The 17,825-nt window shown below is 70.2% G+C and carries 15 protein-coding genes; 6 read left to right on the top strand and 9 right to left on the bottom strand.

Going from position 1 to position 17,825, the window contains the following annotated elements:
• Positions 1-15 precede the first annotated feature (15 nt).
• Positions 16-861: an aldo/keto reductase gene (locus tag AB0K12_RS11455; protein WP_364558493.1), complete on the bottom strand. Its 846-nt coding sequence runs from the start codon at positions 859-861 to the stop codon at positions 16-18.
• A gap of 146 nt (positions 862-1,007) precedes the next feature.
• On the opposite strand from AB0K12_RS11455, the gene AB0K12_RS11450 reads away from it, so the two are divergent.
• On the top strand, positions 1,008-2,600 hold the full coding sequence (locus tag AB0K12_RS11450; protein ID WP_364558490.1) for a M28 family metallopeptidase: 1,593 nt from the start codon (positions 1,008-1,010) through the stop codon (positions 2,598-2,600).
• Positions 2,601-2,821: 221 nt separating this feature from the next.
• Here AB0K12_RS11450 and AB0K12_RS11445 read toward each other — a convergent pair whose 3' ends face one another.
• From AB0K12_RS11445 to AB0K12_RS11425, 5 genes are read right to left on the bottom strand one after another with little or no spacing between them, the layout of a single operon-like run.
• Entirely contained in the window at positions 2,822-4,183 is a 1,362-nt protein-coding gene (locus AB0K12_RS11445; RefSeq protein ID WP_364558487.1) for a sulfatase-like hydrolase/transferase, read from the bottom strand.
• Positions 4,184-4,194: 11 nt separating this feature from the next.
• The gene (locus tag AB0K12_RS11440) at positions 4,195-5,004 is read right to left on the bottom strand and encodes a carbohydrate ABC transporter permease (protein ID WP_364558484.1); all 810 of its coding nucleotides are present in this window, start codon (positions 5,002-5,004) and stop codon (positions 4,195-4,197) included.
• Positions 5,004-5,876: a sugar ABC transporter permease gene (locus tag AB0K12_RS11435; RefSeq protein ID WP_364558481.1), complete on the bottom strand. Its 873-nt coding sequence runs from the start codon at positions 5,874-5,876 to the stop codon at positions 5,004-5,006. The genes AB0K12_RS11440 and AB0K12_RS11435 overlap by 1 nt, the downstream gene beginning before the upstream one ends.
• Positions 5,873-7,150: a sugar ABC transporter substrate-binding protein gene (locus AB0K12_RS11430; protein ID WP_364558479.1), complete on the bottom strand. Its 1,278-nt coding sequence runs from the start codon at positions 7,148-7,150 to the stop codon at positions 5,873-5,875. Before AB0K12_RS11430 ends, AB0K12_RS11435 begins: the two co-directional genes overlap by 4 nt.
• Positions 7,151-7,163: 13 nt before the next feature.
• Positions 7,164-8,165, bottom strand: a complete 1,002-nt coding sequence (locus AB0K12_RS11425) for a LacI family DNA-binding transcriptional regulator (protein ID WP_345399636.1) — start codon at positions 8,163-8,165, stop codon at positions 7,164-7,166.
• 248 nt (positions 8,166-8,413) lie between these two features.
• Between AB0K12_RS11425 and AB0K12_RS11420 the strand changes: the two genes are divergently transcribed.
• The 5 genes from AB0K12_RS11420 (at position 8,414) to AB0K12_RS11400 (ending at position 14,739) form a co-directional block, all read left to right on the top strand.
• On the top strand, positions 8,414-9,856 hold the full coding sequence (locus AB0K12_RS11420; protein WP_364558476.1) for a multicopper oxidase family protein: 1,443 nt from the start codon (positions 8,414-8,416) through the stop codon (positions 9,854-9,856).
• Positions 9,857-10,015: 159 nt separating this feature from the next.
• Positions 10,016-11,401, top strand: coding sequence for an APC family permease (locus AB0K12_RS11415; RefSeq protein WP_364558474.1), 1,386 nt, complete (start codon positions 10,016-10,018; stop codon positions 11,399-11,401).
• A gap of 10 nt (positions 11,402-11,411) precedes the next feature.
• Positions 11,412-11,969 (top strand): GPP34 family phosphoprotein, encoded by a 558-nt coding sequence (locus AB0K12_RS11410; protein ID WP_364558471.1) that lies wholly within the window; start codon positions 11,412-11,414, stop codon positions 11,967-11,969.
• A 376-nt stretch (positions 11,970-12,345) separates the two neighbouring features.
• Entirely contained in the window at positions 12,346-13,200 is an 855-nt protein-coding gene (locus tag AB0K12_RS11405; RefSeq protein ID WP_364558468.1) for a hypothetical protein, read from the top strand.
• 207 nt (positions 13,201-13,407) lie between these two features.
• Positions 13,408-14,739: a glycoside hydrolase gene (locus tag AB0K12_RS11400; RefSeq protein WP_364558465.1), complete on the top strand. Its 1,332-nt coding sequence runs from the start codon at positions 13,408-13,410 to the stop codon at positions 14,737-14,739.
• A 56-nt stretch (positions 14,740-14,795) separates the two neighbouring features.
• Here AB0K12_RS11400 and AB0K12_RS11395 read toward each other — a convergent pair whose 3' ends face one another.
• The 3 genes from AB0K12_RS11395 to AB0K12_RS11385 are packed head-to-tail and all read right to left on the bottom strand — an operon-like array spanning position 14,796 to position 17,812.
• Positions 14,796-15,614 (bottom strand): carbohydrate ABC transporter permease, encoded by an 819-nt coding sequence (locus AB0K12_RS11395; protein ID WP_345399611.1) that lies wholly within the window; start codon positions 15,612-15,614, stop codon positions 14,796-14,798.
• The gene (locus tag AB0K12_RS11390; RefSeq protein ID WP_364558461.1) at positions 15,607-16,557 is read right to left on the bottom strand and encodes a sugar ABC transporter permease; all 951 of its coding nucleotides are present in this window, start codon (positions 16,555-16,557) and stop codon (positions 15,607-15,609) included. The genes AB0K12_RS11395 and AB0K12_RS11390 overlap by 8 nt, the downstream gene beginning before the upstream one ends.
• A gap of 1 nt (position 16,558) precedes the next feature.
• Positions 16,559-17,812, bottom strand: a complete 1,254-nt coding sequence (locus AB0K12_RS11385) for a sugar ABC transporter substrate-binding protein (RefSeq protein ID WP_364558458.1) — start codon at positions 17,810-17,812, stop codon at positions 16,559-16,561.
• Between the last annotated feature and the right edge of the window lie 13 nt (positions 17,813-17,825).

The following is a 17,825-nucleotide window of genomic DNA, read 5'->3' as shown; positions in this document are numbered from 1 at the left end:
CGGCTCCCTCGCGTCTCAGCTCAGCTCGGCGACCTGCTCGGCCGTCAGCGTCACCGTGGAGGCGCCCAGGTTCTCCTCCAGGTGGGCGATCGACGACGTGCCGGGGATCGGCGCGACCATCGGCGAGCGGGCCAGCAGCCAGGCCAGGCTGACCTGCGCGGGCGTCGCGCCGAGCAGCTTGGCGACGTGCTCGACGGGCCCGCCGGGCGCGGCCAGCGCGCCCTTGGCGATGGGGCTGTAGGGGATGAACACGATGCCCTGCTCGGTGCAGTGGTCGAGCACGGACTCGGAGAAGCGGTTGGTGAGGTTGTAGCGGTTCTGGACGGAGACGATGCCGGCGATGCGCCGCGCCTGCTCCAGCTCCTCGACGCTCACCTCCGACAGCCCGATGGCGGCGATCTTGCCCTCGTCCTGGAGCGCCTTCAGCTCGCCGATCTGGTCCTCCAGCGGCACCTTGGGGTCGATGCGGTGCAGCTGGAGCAGGTCGAGCCGGTCCTGGCCGAGCCGGCGCAGGCTCATCTCGACCTCCTGGCGGAGGTACTCGGGGCGGCCCACGGCGTGCCACTGGCCGGGCCCGGTGCGCACGAAACCGGCCTTGGTGGCGATCAGCAGGTCCTCGGGGTACGGGTGCAGCGCCTCGCGGATGATCTCCTCGCTGACGTACGGGCCGTAGGAGTCGGCCGTGTCGATGAGGTTCACCCCCAGCTCGACGACACGGCGCAAAACCTTGACGGCGGCGTCCCTGTCGGACGGCGGTCCCCAGACTCCTGGGCCGGTCAGGCTCATGGCGCCGAAGCCCAGGCGGTGCACGGTCTTGCCGCCGATGGTGATGGAGCCGGTGGATGGGAGCGATATGGACATGACAGTTCCTCGTCTCGGATGCGACGTTCCAAGTCCGTGATGCAACGGATACGCGGACAAATCTTCCCTATCACCCGCCCGATGAATACGTTTCGGAACACGTGCGCAAAATGACCCGGTTCACCCCTCCACGTACGAGGAGCACCATGTCTTACCGCTTACGTAAAGGCATGCTCGGCGCCATCACCGCCGTGGCCGTGGCCTTGTCACCCCTCGCCTTCACCGGAACCGCCGCCGCCCATGGCGGGCACGGCGGCGGGCACGGGCACGGCGGCGGGCACGGGCCCAAGGACCCGCACAAGAAGGAAGTCGAGAAGCTCGTCAAGGCCGTCTCGGGCAAGAACGTCAAGAAGCACCTCAAGGCGTTCCAGGCCATCGCCGACGCCAACAACGGCACCCGCGTCTCCGGTACGCGCGGCTTCGACGCCTCCCGCGACTACGTGGCGGGCAAGCTGCGCAAGGCCGGCTACCAGGTGACGATCCAGCCCTTCGAGTTCGTCTTCGACGGCTACGTCACCCCGCCGGTGCTGAAAACCGCCGGCGGGACGCCCAAGACGTACCAGTACGGGTTCTTCAGCGACTACGTGGCGATGGGCGACTCGCCCGCCGGGTCGGTCACCGGCACCGTCCAGGCCGTCGACCTGACGCTGCCGCCAGGGCCGGAGAACAGCTCGACCTCGGGGTGCGAGCCGGAGGACTTCGCCGGGTTCACCGCCGGCAACATCGCGCTCATGCAGCGCGGCACCTGCAACTTCCGGGTGAAGGTGGACAACGCGATGGCCGCCGGGGCGATCGGGGCCATCGTCTTCAACGAGGGCCAGGAGGGGCGTACGGAGGTGGACCTCAACCCGGTGCTCGGCGGGCCCGGCGTGACGATCCCCTCGTTCTTCACCCGCTTCTCGGTCGGCGAGGAGCTGGCCGCGGCCGGCACCACGGTCACCATGAACTGGGACCCGATCGTCGAGACCAGGACCACCTACAACGTGATCGCGCAGAGCAGGAAGGGCGACCCGGACAAGGTCGTCATGCTCGGCGCCCACCTCGACGGCGTGCAGGAGGGGCCGGGCATCAACGACAACGGCTCCGGCAGCGCGGGCGTCCTGGAGGTGGCGCTGCAGGCGGCCAAGCTCAAGCCCAAGAACCAGCTGCGCTTCGCCTTCTGGGGCGCCGAGGAGTTCGGGCTGCTCGGCTCCGAGCACTACGTGGCCTCGCTGAGCGAGGAGGAGCGGGCCAAGATCAAGCTGTACCTCAACTTCGACATGATCGCCTCGCCCAACTACACGTTCGGCATCTACGACGGTGACGGCGACGCGTTCGGCACCGCCGGGCCTCCCGGGTCGGACAAGATCGAGGAGGACTTCGAGACGTTCTTCGCCGGGCGGCGGCTGCCGTTCACGGCCACGGCGTTCACCGGGCGCTCCGACTACGGGCCGTTCATCGCGGTCGGCATCCCGTCGGGCGGCCTGTTCACCGGCGCCGAGGAGCTGAAGACCGAGGAGGAGGCAGCCATCTTCGGCGGCACCGCCGGCCTCCCGCTCGACCCGTGCTACCACAGCGTCTGCGACACGATCAAGAACATCAACGACAAGGCCCTGGACGTGAACTCCGACGCCATCGCCACGCTGGCGGGCACGTACGCGTTCGACATCGGCACGATAGGCACCGCACCGCCCGCCCCGGCGAGCGCGGCCCGCACCGCCGAGAAGCACACCCACCAGCCCGCCGACGCGGCGAGCTGACCTCATAGGCGCCTCTCCACCCTCGAAGGAGGGGGTGGGGAGGCGCCCACCTGTCCGGAGGGGAGCACGCCTGCGCGGGCCGAGAAGACCCGCCGACCAGACCCCGCCCCCAGACAACAGGCCCTCGCCCGCGAGGCCCCGCGCACAGCCCGCGGCGACCCCCTCGAAAGGACCTCGACCTGCGCGAGCCCGCGGCGGGGCTCGGGACGCCACACCCTCCGCTAAGGGCGGGGTTGGTGGCCGAAGCGGGCCGGCTTCGGAGCCCTTGAGCGGACCGCCGGGTCGGGCATCGCCTGGGTGCGGCCGGGCACCCGCTCGGCGGGCTCCACGGCCGGCTCGGCCTCCCCGGCCGCGACGATGCGGCGGATCAGGCGTTCGCGCAGTTCGGCCGCGACCGCCTCATGCGAGGGGTGGCCGGCCAGGTTGACCAGCTCGTACGGATCGTTGACGACGTCGTACAGCGCCTGCTCGCGGTAGCGGGGGGCGGCGGGGTCGTCCCAGGGGTCGGCGCCTTCGGCGACGGCGTAGTACTTCCACCGCGACGTCCTGATCCCGCGCCCCACCTCGGACTCGCTCACCTGGAAGAACACCTCGTCGGGCCAGTCGGCCCGGGGGTCGCTCAGCAGCGGCAGGAACGAGCGCCCCTGCATCGCGTCGGGCACCGGCAGCCCGGCCGCCTCCAGCAGGGTGGGAGGCAGGTCGAGCGTGCTGACGGGCCGCGCGATGGCGCCGCCGCCGTCGAAGCCGGGCCCGCGCAGCGCCAGCGGCACCCGCAGCGACGCGTCGTGGCAGGACCGCTTGTACTCGCCGTTGCGGGTCTTGAAGTGGTTGCCGTGGTCGGAGGTGTACGCCACGATCGTGTCGTCCAGCAGGTCCATGCTGCGCAGCGCGTCGAGCAGCCGCCCGAGCCCCTCGTCCAGGCGCTTGACCTGGCCGAGATAGCCGCCCATGTGCTGGTGCGCGGTGCCGCCGAGCGCGGCGAGGTCGGGCGGCATCCAGGTGCCCTGACAGCGCTCCTCATAGCCGTCGGGCGCGGGATAGTTGTCCACCTCGTTCTGGTGGTGCGGCTCCAGGAACGACAGGAACAGGTAGAACGGCTCGCCGGCGTGGTCGGCCACGAACCGCACGGCCGCGTCGACGAGCGCGTCGGAGCGGTAGCCGGGCAGCATGACGGGCTCGTTCGCCTCGTCGTAGACGATCGTGCGGTAGGCGTCGGAGGTGTGCTCGAGCGCGTTGGCGGCCAGCCAGCTCTGGTAGCCGCCGCGCTGGTGCTCGGGCACCGGCTCTGAGCCGGCCAGGTGCCACTTGCCGATGTAGCCGGTGGCGTAGCCGGCCGCGCCGAAGTGGTGCGCGAGTGTGCGTTCCTCCGGCGGCAGGACGCGGCCGTTGCGGTGCACGCCGGTCGTGGTCGCGTAGCGGCCCGTCTGCAGCGCCGCGCGGGCCGGCGCGCACACCGGCTGCGGCGTGAGCGCGACCGTGGCCTGCGTGCCGTGCCTGGACATGCGGTCGAGGTTGGGGGTGAGCGGGCCGACGGTGTCCCACCGCTGCTGGTCGGTGAAGACGACGATCACGTTCGGGCGCAAAAGGGAGACTCCTATCGAAGGCCGGTGAGGGCGATGCCCCGCACGAAATATCTCTGGGTGAGGACGAACAGGACGGCGGTGGGCACGAAGAGGATCACCGAGCCGGCCGCCGTGAGGTGCCACAGCGTGAAGTACTCCTGGTTGAACAGGGTGAGCCCGACCGGGATGGTGCGCATCTCGGGCGTGCTGGTGGCGACCAGCGGCCAGAGGAACTCGTTCCACTGGAAGACGAACGTGAACAGCGCGAGCACGGCCAGCGCGGGCCTGGTCTGCGGCAGGATGATGCTGCGGTAGATGCGCAGCTCGGAGGCCCCGTCGATGCGGGCCGCGCTGATCAGGTCGTCCGGAATGGGCTGGATGAACTGCCGCATCAGGAAGATCCCGAACGCGTCCATGAGGAACGGGGTGATGAGCCCCTGGTACGTGTTCAGCCACCCGAGGTTGGCCATGAGCACGTAGAGCGGGATCATCCGCACGAAAAACGGCACCATGAGCGTGGCCAGCAGCGCCACGAACAGCGTGTTGCGCAGCGGGAAGCGGAACTTCGCGAACACGTAGCCGACGAGCGGGTCGAAGAGCAGGTGCGACAGCGTGATCGCGCCGGCCACGACGAGGCTGTTGACGATGAAGTTCCCGAACGGCGCGCGGGCGAACAGCTCGGCGTAGTTGCCCCACTGCGGCGTCTCCGGCCAGAGCACCGCGCTCGCCGCCAGCGTCTCCCCCTCGGTCTGCAGCGACAGCGAGACCATGTAGAGCAGCGGCAGCACCGTCACCAGGCTCGCCAGCGTGAGCACGGCGTAGAGCAGCACCTTGCGGCTCATCAGTACGTCACCTCCCCCCGCCGCCCGGCCCTGAGCTGGATCACGGTGAAGGCCACGATCACGAGCAGCAGCAGCACCGACTGCGCGGAGGAGTAACCGAAGTCCCTGGTGCGGAAGGCCACGTTGAAGATGTGGAAGACGGACAGGTCGGTGGCGTCGCCGGGCCCGCCGCCGGTGATGATGTACGCCTGCCCGAACGCCTGCAGCCCCGAGATCACCGCCATCACCGAGACGAACAGCGTGGTCGGGGCCAGCAGCGGCAGCGTGATGCGCCAGAACCGGCGCCAGGCGTCCGCGCCGTCGATCTTGGCGGCCTCGTGGTAGGTCTCGGGGATGCCCTGCAGCCCGGCGAGGAACAGCACCATCGTGTAGCCGACGCTCTGCCACAGCGTGACGGCGGCGATGGTGAGCAGCGGCGCGGTGTTGAGCCACTGCTGGCCGGGCAGCCCGACCGCGAGCAGCACGCGGTTGAGCACGCCCAGATCGGGGTCGAGGATGTTGCGCCACAGCAGCCCGACGATCGCGACCGACGTCAGGTACGGCACCAGCAGCAGCACCCGGAACGCCACCCGCCCCTTGAGCGGCTGGTCGATGGCCAGCGCGAGCGCCAGCCCGAGCACGATCGAGCCGGCCACGACCAGCACCGCGAAGACCACCGTGACGAGGAACGAGTGCCGCACGGCGGGGTCGGCCAGGGCCTGGCTGTAGTTGCCGAGCCCGGCCCACTGGTCGGCCATCGGCCCGGTGCGGAAGCCGGTGGCGATCACGTTGCCGATCGGCAGGTAGAACAGGGCCGCGAAGAACAGGATGGCCGGCAGCAGGAAGAGGTAGGCGGTCCTCGCGTACCGGCCGGAGAGCGTGCGCGGCCTCACTTCAGGTAGCCCTCCGCCGTCCTCGCGAACTCCGTCAGCACGTCGGCGGCGGGCCGGTTCTGGATGAGCACCTGCTGGTACATGACCTTCAGCTGCTCCTCCCACTTGCCGAACTGCCCGGTCAGCCGCACCGCCTGGGAGGAGTCCTCGGCCTGCGGCAGCGCGTCGGCGAACACCTTGGTCGCCGGGTCGGCCTGCACCTCGGGCAGCTTCGCCCAGGACACGCGGGGCATGAGCATGCCGGTCTCCTTGGTGGCGGCCTGCTCGACCTCAAGGGCGGTGACGCGCTTGATGAAGTCCCACGACAGCTCGGGCCTGCTCGCCTTGGCCGGCACGAACATGCTCACCCCGGCGGCCTGCGTGGCCCGCACCTTGTGCTCCAGCGGCGGCGCCACGCCGAGGTCGATGTCGGGGCTGGTCTTCCTGATCGGGTCGAGGTCCCAGGGGCCGGTGAGGATCATCGCGGCGCGCCCGGCGGAGAACAGCTTCTGCGGGCCGGAGTAGTCGGTGCTCGCGACGGGCACGGGCGCGACCTTGTGCTTGTGGATGAGGTCGGCCTGGAACTGCAGGGCCTCGATCGCGTCGGCGAGCGGGGTCATGACCTTGCCGGTCTCCGGGTCGTACGGGGTGACGCCGGCCTGCGTCATCCAGGGCCACATGTAGGTGTAGTCCTGGTTGAGCGCGACGCCGTACACGCCGTCCTTGGTCAGCTTCTTCGCGGCGGCGAGGAACTCCTCCCAGGTGGTGGGCGCCTCGACGCCGGCGTCGCTGAGCATGCCCTTGTTGTAGAGCAGGGTGTTGCAGGTCAGGTGCAACTGCACGCCGTACACCTTGCCCTGGTAGGAGTTGCGCTCGACGGTCACCGGCTGCCAGTCGGCGGGGAAGCCCATGGCCGCGCCGTCGCGGTCGACGAAGTCCTGCAGCGAGCGGGCGTTGCCGGACAGCGCGAACTCCTGCACCCACCCGCCCGGCTCCTCCACCAGGTCGGGCACGGTGCCGGAGGCGAAGTCGGCCAGCAGCCTGGTGCGCAGGTCGGGCCACTGGTATTTCTGCAGGTTGACGGTGACCTTGTGGGCCTGCTCGAACTCGGCGATCACCTTGCGGTAGGCCTGGTAGTCGTGGCCGGCGTTCCAATAGAGGGTGAAGGTGCCGGGAGCGGCGCTCTGCGGGGCCGGCGCTCCCGCGCACGACGACAGGGCCGGCACGCCTGCTGCGGCGGTGGCGGCCACGCCGATGAGCCGGATCAGGTCACGGCGTGAGGGGTGGGCGGGCATCGGGATTTCCCTTCTAGGACGAGCCCCGCCGCACGAAGGTCCACGACCGGACGATCTCGCGGGCGGGCGGCGGCTCATCGGCCTGGAGGCGGTCGAAGAGCAGGCGTACGACGTCGGTGTAGTCGTGGCGCAGCGGGCCGACGGTGCTGAGCTGAGGATTGGTGATGAGACCCTCGTCGATGTTGCCGACCCCGACGATCGCGACGTCGCCCGGCACGCTCAGCCCGAGGTCCCTGGCGGCTGCGATGGCGCTGATCGCCGCCCGGTCGGCGGCGGCGAAGATCGCGTCGGGCCGGTCGGGCGAGCCGAGCAGCTCGGTCGCCGTCTGGTAGGCCGCCACGCGGTCGTCGGCGCCCCCTGTCACGACGCGGTCGGTGACCCCGTGCCGGTCGAGGGCCGTGAGGTAGCCGAGCAGCCGCCCGGCCGGCCGGTCGCGGTAGAGCTCGTGCCGCTGCCCCATGAACGCGATGCGCCGCCGGCCGGTGGCCAGCAGGTGCTCGACGGCCTCCGCGCTGGCCTCGGTCTCCGGGGTGCGGACGACGTCGCAGCCTTCGAGCCCGCTCTCGTTGCTCAGCACCACCATCGGCAGCCCGGTGGCGGCCAGCCCGGCGAGCAGGTCGTGGGCGAGGTGGTCGCCGACCACGTTGATCAGGGCGCCGTCGGCGATGCCGCCGCGCAGCATCTCGATCGCGGCCTTCGCCCTCGCCTCGGAGTAGACGGCGAGCGTGACCACGGAGTAGCCGCGCGCGTCGGCCATCTCGTGCAGGTCGGTGGCCAGCCGTTCGTCGGTCGGGACGCCGCCGAACGTGCTCAGCACCAGGCAGACGCGCTGGGTGCGGCGCCTGCGCAGGCTCCTCGCGGCCTGGTTGGGGGTGTAGCCGAGCTGCCTGGCGGCGTCGAGCACCCGCTGCCTGGTCTCGGCGGCCACGGGTCGGTCGCGGCCGCTGAGCACGTAGGAGACGGTCGCCACTGACACGTTCGCCAGCTCGGCCACCTGTCGCGCTGTGGGTCTCATGTTAGTCGAATAACCTAGCATTCCCTATGGGATTATGGGGTAATTGACGGCGATGGATCTGGGCAAGCAGGTCGGAGGTGGGGTGATGGTCGCCGTACGGCACTCGGCCGATGTGAATCGATTAACACGATAGGTCAGAGGTGCCGCTCCGACAAGGGGGCACGCGGCCAGGGGCTCCCGGTCAGCGTGGCGTGCGGGCTTTCGCGATCACTCTCCGTTACCTTGCGAGGTGGATGGGGGGATCTGTAGTGAATGGTTCGGCATGGGGTACGGGCGGGGGTCTTTCCCGCCGGCTGCTGTTCACCGGCACGTTCGCCGTCGCGACGGGCGCGCTGACCGGAGCCGCCACGGCCGACCGGAGGCGGCCGGTGCGGGGCACGGTGCTGCGGGCGCGGCCCGCGACCGTCTCGCTGGGCGGGCGCAAGGTCGCGACCTGGACGTACGGCGGCACGGTGCCGGGGCCGATCATCCGCGCGACGGCGGGCGGCATGGTACGCGCCAGGCTCGTCAACGACCTGCCCGCCGAGACCACCGTGCACTGGCACGGCATCAGGATCGAGCCGAGGATGGACGGCGCCCCCGGATACACCCAGGCGCCCACGAAGCCGGGCCGCACCTTCGACTACGTCTTCCGGGTGCCCGACCCGGGCACGTACTTCTACCACTCGCACGTCGGCATGCAGAACGACCGCGGCCTGTACGGCCCGCTCGTGGTGGCCGACCCGCGCGAGCCGCTCGGCTACGACGAGGAGTTCGTGGTCCTGCTCGACGACTGGCTCGACGGGATCGACGGCACGCCCGACGACGCGCTGAGGCGGCTCAACGCCAGCACCGAGCACGACGACACGCTGCGCAGCGACCTGCTCGGCGGGGTCACCGGCGAGGTGCGCCATCCGTACCACCTGGTCAACGGCAGGATGGCGGAGGCTCCCGAGGTGTTCACCAGCCGCCCGGGGCGGACGGTGCGGTTCCGGGTGATCAACGCGGCGGCCGACACGGCGTACCGGGTGGCGCTCGGCGGGCACCGCATGACGATCACCCACACCGACGGGTTCCCGTGCGCGCCCGCCACCGTGGACACGTTCCTCATCGGCATGGGCGAGCGCTACGACTTCGTCACCCGGCTGGGCGCGGGCGCGTTCCCGCTGGTCGCGCTGGCCGAGGGGAAGCAGGCGCGGGCGTTCGCGATCGTCAGGACGACGCCGGGCGCGCGCCGGCCGCCGCGCGACGTCAAGGTGCCGGAGCTGGAGCGGCGCCTGCTCGCCTACGCCGACCTGCGGCCGCGCAGGGCCGACGCGCTGCCCCGCCCGGGCAGGACCGTCACGGTGACGCTCGGCATGCGGCCGTCGGGCAACGAGTGGACGCTCAACGACCGGCTGGCCGCCGACCCGCTGCGGGTGCGGGTGGAGAAGGGCGAGACGATCAGGATCGTCATGGACAACCAGTCGCCCATGTGGCATCCGATGCACCTGCACGGCCACACCTTCCAGCTGCGGGTGGGCGAGCGGCGCGGGGTGCGCAAGGACACGGTGAACATCAAGCCGCGCGAGCGGCTGAGCGTGGACGTGGAGTGCGACAACCCGGGCGAGTGGATGTTCCACTGCCACAATCTCTACCACCAGGAGCAGGGGATGATGGGCGTCCTCGGGTACGGCCAGGCTCCGCCCCGACATCGCCACATGAGCCATTAAGGCGGCATTTGTCGGGGTTACGCGCAAGTAATGTGCTACAGGCGCGACATTTCACTATTAACGTGATTCACTCCACGCACTCTTGCGACGCGCACCCACGCTGCGAAAGGATCACCAGTCGGACCCCAGCCCCTCGCAGGACGACTGGAGACGCCTGTCGTGCGCGCACAACAGAACATCGAGCAGTTCGGCTACCGCCAGGAGTTACACCGTACGGTCGGCCTCGCCGACCTCATTTTCTACGGTTTGGCATACATGGTACCGATCGCACCTTTCGCGATTTTCGGGAATGTCTATTCGGAATCCGGTGGTATGCCGGTCCTGGCGTACCTCGTCGGGATGATCGCGCTGCTGTTCACCGCCGCCTCGTACGCGCAGATGGTGAAGGCGTTCCCGCTGTCCGGCTCGGTCTACAACTACGCCGGGCGCGGCATCGCTCCCCCCGTCGGGTTCATGACCGGCTGGATGATCCTGCTCGACTACATCCTGCTGCCCTGTCTGCTCTACCTGGTGGCCTCGATCGCCATGAACGACAGCGTGCCGGGCGTCCCCGTCTGGGCCTGGCTGATCGGCTTCGTCGCCGTCAACACGGTGATCAACCTGCGCGGCATCAGGATGACGGTCCGGCTCACCCGCGTGCTCATCGCGATCGAGCTGGCCGTGCTCGCCCTGTTCCTGCTCGTCGGCGTCTGGGCGCTGCTGCGGGGCGCGGGCCGCGGCTTCAGCCTCACGCCGCTGTTCAACGCCGAGACCTTCGCCTGGCCGGTGATGTTCGCCGCGGTGTCGGTGGCCGTGCTGTCCTTCCTCGGCTTCGACGGCATCTCCATGCTGGTGGAGGAGTCGACCGGCGGCTCCGCCCAGGTCGGCCGGGCCATGCGGGTCGCGCTGCTGCTGGCGGGCGTGCTGTTCATCACGCAGGTCTGGGTGGCCGCGCTGCTCGTGCCCGACCCGGCTGGGCTGCTCGACCAGCCCAGCGACACCGCCTTCTACGACGCCGCCGCCGTCGCGGGCGGCGAGTGGCTCAGGCACGTCACCACCGCCGCCACCGCGCTCTCCTGGGGCCTGGTCAACACCATGGTCGCCCAGGTGTCGGTCTCGCGGCTGCTGTACGCGATGGCCCGCGACCGTCAGCTCCCCTCGTTCCTCGCCAAGGTGTCGGTACGGCACTCGGTGCCGTCCAACGCGATCCTGCTGAGCTGCCTGCTGTCGATCGGCGTCGGCATCTGGGCGGCCACCCGCTCCGACGGGGTCGCCCTGCTCAGCAGCCTGATCAACATGGGAGCCATGGTCGCGTTCATCGTCCTGCACGTGTCGGTCATCGTGCACCACGCGCTGCGCTCCGGCTCCGACCGGCTCTGGGCCCACCTGATCTCGCCGCTGATCGGCGCGGGCATCCTGGTCTTCGTCGTGATCAACGCGAACCTCCTGGCCCAGCTCCTCGGCCTGGTCTGGCTCGGGCTCGGCGCGCTGGCGCTCATCACCCTGTACGCGCTCGGCCGCCGCCCCACGCTGCGCGGCGTGCCCGCCGGATCCGACCGCCGCTGAGGAGGCTTGCATGGACCGGTTGCCGCTGCACCAGGACCTGTATCTCATCGCCCACGACAAGACCGGCAAACCGTACGTCCATCCGGCGTCGCTCGCCCTCGGGCTGGCCGGCGCCGCGCTGCTCGACCGGCTGCTCACCGCGCCGGTCAAGCCGCTGCTCAATCCCGGCCCCGTCGCGCTCATCAAGGGCGCCGCGGCCGGCGGGATCTACGACCGCACCAGGGAGGAACTGCTGGGCTCCGGGGTGCTCGTGCGGGTGACCGGGCGGCGGCTCGGCATGCTGCCGTACACCCGGTACGAGCTGGCCGACATCGCCTCCGTCGTCCGCGCGTCCTCCGGGGTGCGCGCGGCGGTCGAGGGCTGGAAGACGCCCGACGCGCGCTGCGCCGGGCTGTGCGGGCTGGTCGCGGTGCTCCGCCTGGAAGGCGAGCTCTACCTCGACCAGCCGGCCGCCCGGCTGGTCGCCAGGCTGCGCGAGATCGCCGCATCCGCCGCGTCTCCCGTGGGCGAGCTGGTGGAGATCGTGGACACGCTGGTCGCGGAGGCCGCCGTCGCCGTCTACCGCTAGCGACGTGCCCCTCATGCGAGTTACGCTCCGCAGGCGACGGTCCGGAGGCCGGTCATCCGCTCGGACCCTCCGCTTCACGCGACAACGGAAATCGCTGTCGAAAATGGCGGGCGGTGCGGCGCCGGCCTTTCTCGAAGACGGCAGATCTTGTGGGCGGCGAATGCTGCGAGAGAGGCTTGTCGTCAAATAGTCTCTCGTCCGTAGTACGAAATGCCGGAACCACCGACAAATCAAGCACGCCCCTTTTTGTCCCGTTTTCTCGTGATACTGCCGGGAGGGTGCTGTGGCGTACGGATCAGGGTCGGGCCGCCTGTGCGGGCGTTGCGGAGCGCACGCAGGCTCCCTCACCTCATGCCCCCGCTGCCGGGCCCCGCAGGTGGCGCCCGATGACCGGCCGGCGCCCTCGCCGTACCTGGACTGGGAGCCCGAGCGGTTACCCGCCGAGACCCCGGCGTGGCGGCGCGCGCCCGTGCTGATCGGCGTGGTGGCGGCCCTGCTCGTCCTCGCCCTGCTCGTCCTCGCCCTGACCGGGTGGCTCGTCGTGGGCCGCACCGACGCGGGCGGCGCGGCGGCGGGCTCCGGCGGCCCCGCCGGCACGAACCAGGCCGACGTCGCCCCGCCCATCTGGGAGAGCACCCCCGCCGACGACACCGACCCCACCTTGGCGACCGGCGACGCCGCCGCGGACGCCGGCGCCCAGACGGATGAGGAGACCGGCGAGCAGGCCGAAGAACCTGTCGCAGAGCAGGCAGAAGAACAGGCAGAGGTGCAGGCCGGGTCGGGCAAGGAGGCCAGGCGGCAGGCCCGGGAGCTGGACGTGCTGCTGTCCAGCAGCAACTCCTCCCGCTCCGACCTCACCGAGGCCATCGACGAAGCCGTCCTGTGCGAGCGCGCCGGCCTGGACACGATCAGGGACATCACGAACGCCCGCCGCAGGCAGCTCACCGCCGCCAGGAGGCTGACGGTGTCGGCGCTGCCGGACGGGGCGCAGCTGCGGGACGCCCTGGTGACCGCGCTGGACGCCTCGTACCAGGCCGACCTGGCGTTCCTGAGCTGGGCCAGGAAGCTGGCGGCGGACGGCTGCCCGGGGGTGGGCAGGGACCACCGCGATTACCGGCGCGGCCTGGACTGGTCGAAGGCGGCTCACGAGGCGAAGACCCGATTCGTGCGGACGTGGCGGCCGGTCGCGAAAAAGTACGGCCTGACCGTGTGGAAAGCGCGCCAGATCTGATCACCGGTCTTTTCGTCTTACCAGAACCGTTCCACGGGCGAATTCCGGTTGGTGGATGAGCGCCACGGCGGCCCCCGGCGAGACCCCGGGGGCCGCCGTGCTTTTGCGCGCGGGTTGACCCATGGTTGACGAGCCCGCCATGAACGCTTACGTTTCTCGGCGATCGACGAAATGTATCGTCACGATTCCGAAATTTTCGGAGGCGCCATGTTACGAGGAATCATCGCGATCAGCCTGCTCGGCCTCCCCGCCGTCCACCCCGGCCACCCGGCCCCGCAACCGGCCATCACCCTGAACGAACGCGTCCGGCACCAGGAGATCGACGGCTTCGGCATCTCCCAGGCGTTCCGCCGCAACGAGCTGCTCAAGGCCCTCTCGCCGGCCCAGCAGCGCGAGGTGCTCGACCTGTGGTTCCATCGCAGCAAGGGTGCGGGCCTCAGCATCCTGCGGCTCGGCATCGGCTCCTCCCCCGCCGGCAGCCCGTACGACCACATGGTCTCGATCCAGCCCGAGGACCCGGGCGGCCCGGACGCCGAGCCGGATTACGTGTGGGACGGCGACGACAACAGCCAGGTCTGGGTGGCCAAGGAGGCCCAGCGATACGGCGTCGAGCGGTTCTTCGCCGACGCCTGGAGCGCCCCCGGCTACATGAAGGACAACGGCGACGACAAGAACGGCGGCACGCTGCTGCCCGAGTGGCGGCGCGCGTACGCGAAGTACCTGGCGGCCTACACGAAGTTCTACGCCAAGGAGGGCATCAGGATCACCGACCTGGGCTTCACGAACGAGCCCGACTACACGGCCTCGTACGCGTCCATGCGCTTCACCCCCGAACAGGCCGCCGAGTTCGTCAAGGTGCTGGGGCCGATCGCCCGCGGCACGAACGTGGTCTGCTGCGACTCGTTCGGCTGGCGGGAGGCGAAGGCGTACACGGCGGCCATCGAGGCCGACCCCGAGGCGCGGCGCTGGGTGAAGACGCACACAGGACACACCTACGCCAGCCCGGTTGACGGCCCGCTGCCGACGTCCAGGAAGACGTGGATGTCGGAGTGGAACCCCAACGGCGACACCTGGAACGAGGCGTGGGACGACGGCAGCGGCTATGACGGCATCACGATCGCCCAGGCCGTGCACGACGCGCTCACGCTGGGCGGCGTCAGCGCGTACGTCTACTGGCTGGGCGGCTCGCGCGGCGCGACCAGGGCGCTGCTGCAGCTCGACGACGCGGCCGGCGAGTACCACGTGTCGAAGCGGCTGTGGGCGCTGGCCGGTTACAGCCGGTTCATCCGGCCTGGCGCGGTCCGGCTGGAGGCCGGGGCGGCCGATCCGGCGCTGAAAGTTTCAGCGTTCCGCAACCGCGACGGCTCGCGGGTGGTCGTCGCGCTCAACACGGGCACCGCGCCGATCGCGTGGAAGGGCGTGCGGGGCCGGGCGGCCGCGTACGTCACGGACGAGGCCCGCTCGATGACCCCGGTGAGCGTGCAGGGGAACGCGGTGACGCTCGCGCCGCGCGCCCTCACCACGATCGTCCTCCGCTGACCGCAGAAGGACGCTCGCCCGCCGGGGGGATCCCGGCGGGCGGCTCAACCCGGCGGTCAGCCCTTGCTGCCCGTGTGGGCGATCCCCTGGATGAACTGGCGTTGCAGGAAGACGAACACCGCGATCACCGGCAGCGAGGCGAGCAGCGAGCCGGCCATGAGGACGGGGTAGTCGGTCTGGTACTGCCCCTGGAGCGAGGCGAGCCCGGCCGAGAGCGTCATCTTCTCGGGGTCGGTGTTGACGACGAGCGGCCAGAACAGGTCGTTCCACGCCCACAGCAGGGTGAGGATGCCCAGGGCCACAAGACCTGGCCGGGCCAGCGGCAGCATGACCGACCAGTAGATGCGGACGGGCCCCGCGCCGTCGAGCCGCGCCGCCTCCTCGATCTCGCGCGGCAGCGCGAGGAAGAACTGCCGCAGCAGGAACACCCCGAACGCGCTGAACAGCCCGGGCACGATGATCGCCTGGAGACTGTTCAGCCAGCCCAGCGAGGACATGATCTGGTACTGCGGGATGACGAAGAGCTGCGGCGGCACCATGAGCACCGACAGGAACACCCCGAACAGCACGTTCCTGCCGGGGAAGCGCAGCCGGGCGAAGGCGTAGGCGGCCATCGAGCAGAACAGCACCTGCCCCGCGACCCGCCCCGCCGCCATGACGGCGGTGTTGAGGAACTGCTCGCCGAACGGCAGCAGGTCGAACACCTTGGCGTAGTTGTCCCAGCGGCCCTCGGGCAGGAACGTCGGCGGCACGGCGGTGGCGCTGCTCAGGGTCTTCAGCGAGGTGATGACCTGCCACACGAACGGCGCGACCATCGCCAGGGAGGAGGCGATGAGCACCGCGTGCAGGCCCAGCGGGCGACGCCGCTCAGACATAGTGCACCCACTTCCGCTGGAACCTGAACTGCAGGATCGTCAGCGCCGCGATGAGCACCAGCAGCGCGATCACGATGGCGGCGGCGTAGCCGCGGTCGTTGGTGACGAAGGCCCGCTCGTAGAAGAGCTGGACGACGGTCTGCAGCCGGGAGTACGCCGGGTTGGCCCGCGCCGCCTGCCCCGACCCGGTCATGACGAAGACCAGGTCGAAGAGCTGGAGCGAGCCGATCACCGACACGATGGAGATGAAGAACGCGGTCGGCGACAGCATCGGCAGGGTGATCGTGAAGAACTGCCGCACGGGGCCGGCGCCGTCGAGCGAGGCGGCCTCGTACAGCTCCTTGGGGATGCCCTGCATGCCGGCCAGGAAGATGATGAGGTTGTAGCCGACGCTGCTCCACACGCCCACGACGACCAGCGCGTAGAGCGCGGTCGCGGGGTCGGCGATCCAGTTGGGCCCGTCGATGCCGGCCAGCGCCAGCACCTGGTTCACCAGTCCGTAGTCGCCGTTGTAGAGCCAGCGCCAGAGCATCGCGACCGCGACCGGCATGGTCACCACGGGCAGGAAGAACGCGGTGCGGTAGAGGGCGACCCCGCGCAGGCCCGGCCGGTTGAGCAGGGCGGCGAACACGATCGCGAGCGGGATCCCGAGCAGCCCGAGCACCGTGTACGTGAGCGTGTTGAGCACCGCCTGCCCCACCTGGGGGTCGGCGAGGAGGCGGGTGTAGTTGTCCAGCCCCGTCCAGGTGTGCCCGCCGAACGCGCCCCACTCCGTGAAGGAGAAGTAGGCGGTCTGCAGCACGGGCCACAGGTAGAAGATCGCCAGGCCGAGCCCGGTGGGGGCGATGAACGCGTACCCCCACAGGGCCTCGGTGCGGGGCCCGCGCCGCTTCGCCGCGTGTGCCGCCCGCGCGGGCCGCCGGGTTTCGGCGGTGGTGGTCACGTCACTCCTTGGCCAGCAGGTCGTTCATCGCCGCCGCGAGCTCTCTCGCGGCCTGGTCGACCGGCACCTCGCCGGTCCACGCCTTGGTCAGGTGGGTCAGCTCGGCCTCCTGCCAGGCGGCGGTGTTCTTGGAGACGGGGTACGGCACCGCGTAGGAGACCGCGTCGAGGAACGACTGCAGCTTCCACTCGGGGTGCGCCGAGACCCAGTCGCCCTGGGTGCCGTTGTAGGCCGGGATCGGGCCCTTCTTGCCGAGGAGGTCGGCGGCCTGCTTGGAGCCGAGGAACTTGACGAACTCCCACGCCTGCTCGGGGTGCTCGGTCTTGGCCGACACCACGTTGGCGACGCCGTGGATGATCGTGGCCTGCCTCTCGCCCCTGGGCAGCGGGGCGACGTCCACCTTGTCCTTGGTGTACTCGTTCTTGCCGAACTCGGCCACGTTCCACGACCCGCCCCAGTACATCGCGAGCTTGCCGGCCTCGAAGAGCTGCAGCGGGCCCGTGTCGGTCATGGTCTTGAGGTCGGGCGACTGCTTGGCGGCGATGAGGTCGGTCCAGAACTTCAGGCCGGCGATCGTCTTGGGGTCGTCGTAGCCGGACTTCTTGCCGTCGGGGGAGATCACGTGGCCGCCGGCCTGGTAGATCGTCGGGTACTGGTACTCCTGGAAGCTGGTGAGCTGGGCGCCGATCGCGTACACGCCCTTGGCGGGGTCGGTCAGCTTGGCGGCGGCCTGCTTGAAGTCGTCCCAGGTCCAGTCGTCGGCCGGATACTTCACCTTGGCGGCGTCGAAGAGCGTCTTGTTGTACCAGACGCCCACGGTGTCCATGTCCTTGGGCAGGCCGTACAGCTTGCCCTCGTAGGTGTAGAGGTCCACCAGGGGCTTGGGGTAGACGGAGGTGTCGACCTGCTCCTCGATGGGCGCGATGACGCCGTTGGAGGCGTAGAGCCGGAAGTTGGGGCCGTTCATCCAGAAGACGTCGGGCGCGGCGCCGCCGCTGACGGCGGCCTTCATCTTCGTCCAGTAGTCGGCCCAGGGGGTGAGCTGGACGTCGACCGCGATGTTCGGGTGCGTCTTGGTGAACTCCGCGGCCAGTTCGTTCATGACCTCCTGCTGGGTGGCGTCCCAGACGCCGTACGAGAGGGTCACCTTGTCCTGCGACTGCGCGCCCGCGCCGGCCTGCTCACCGCCGCCGCACGCGGAGGCGAGCAGTGCCGCGCAGAGGAGGGCCGCACCGCTCCGTGCCGACTTCCACATCTCCCATGTCCTC

Origin of the sequence: Nonomuraea sp. NPDC049419, assembly GCF_040676995.1 — a bacterium.
Classification (GTDB): domain Bacteria; phylum Actinomycetota; class Actinomycetes; order Streptosporangiales; family Streptosporangiaceae; genus Nonomuraea; species Nonomuraea salmonea.
This window is presented reverse-complemented; position numbering and strand designations above follow the sequence as displayed.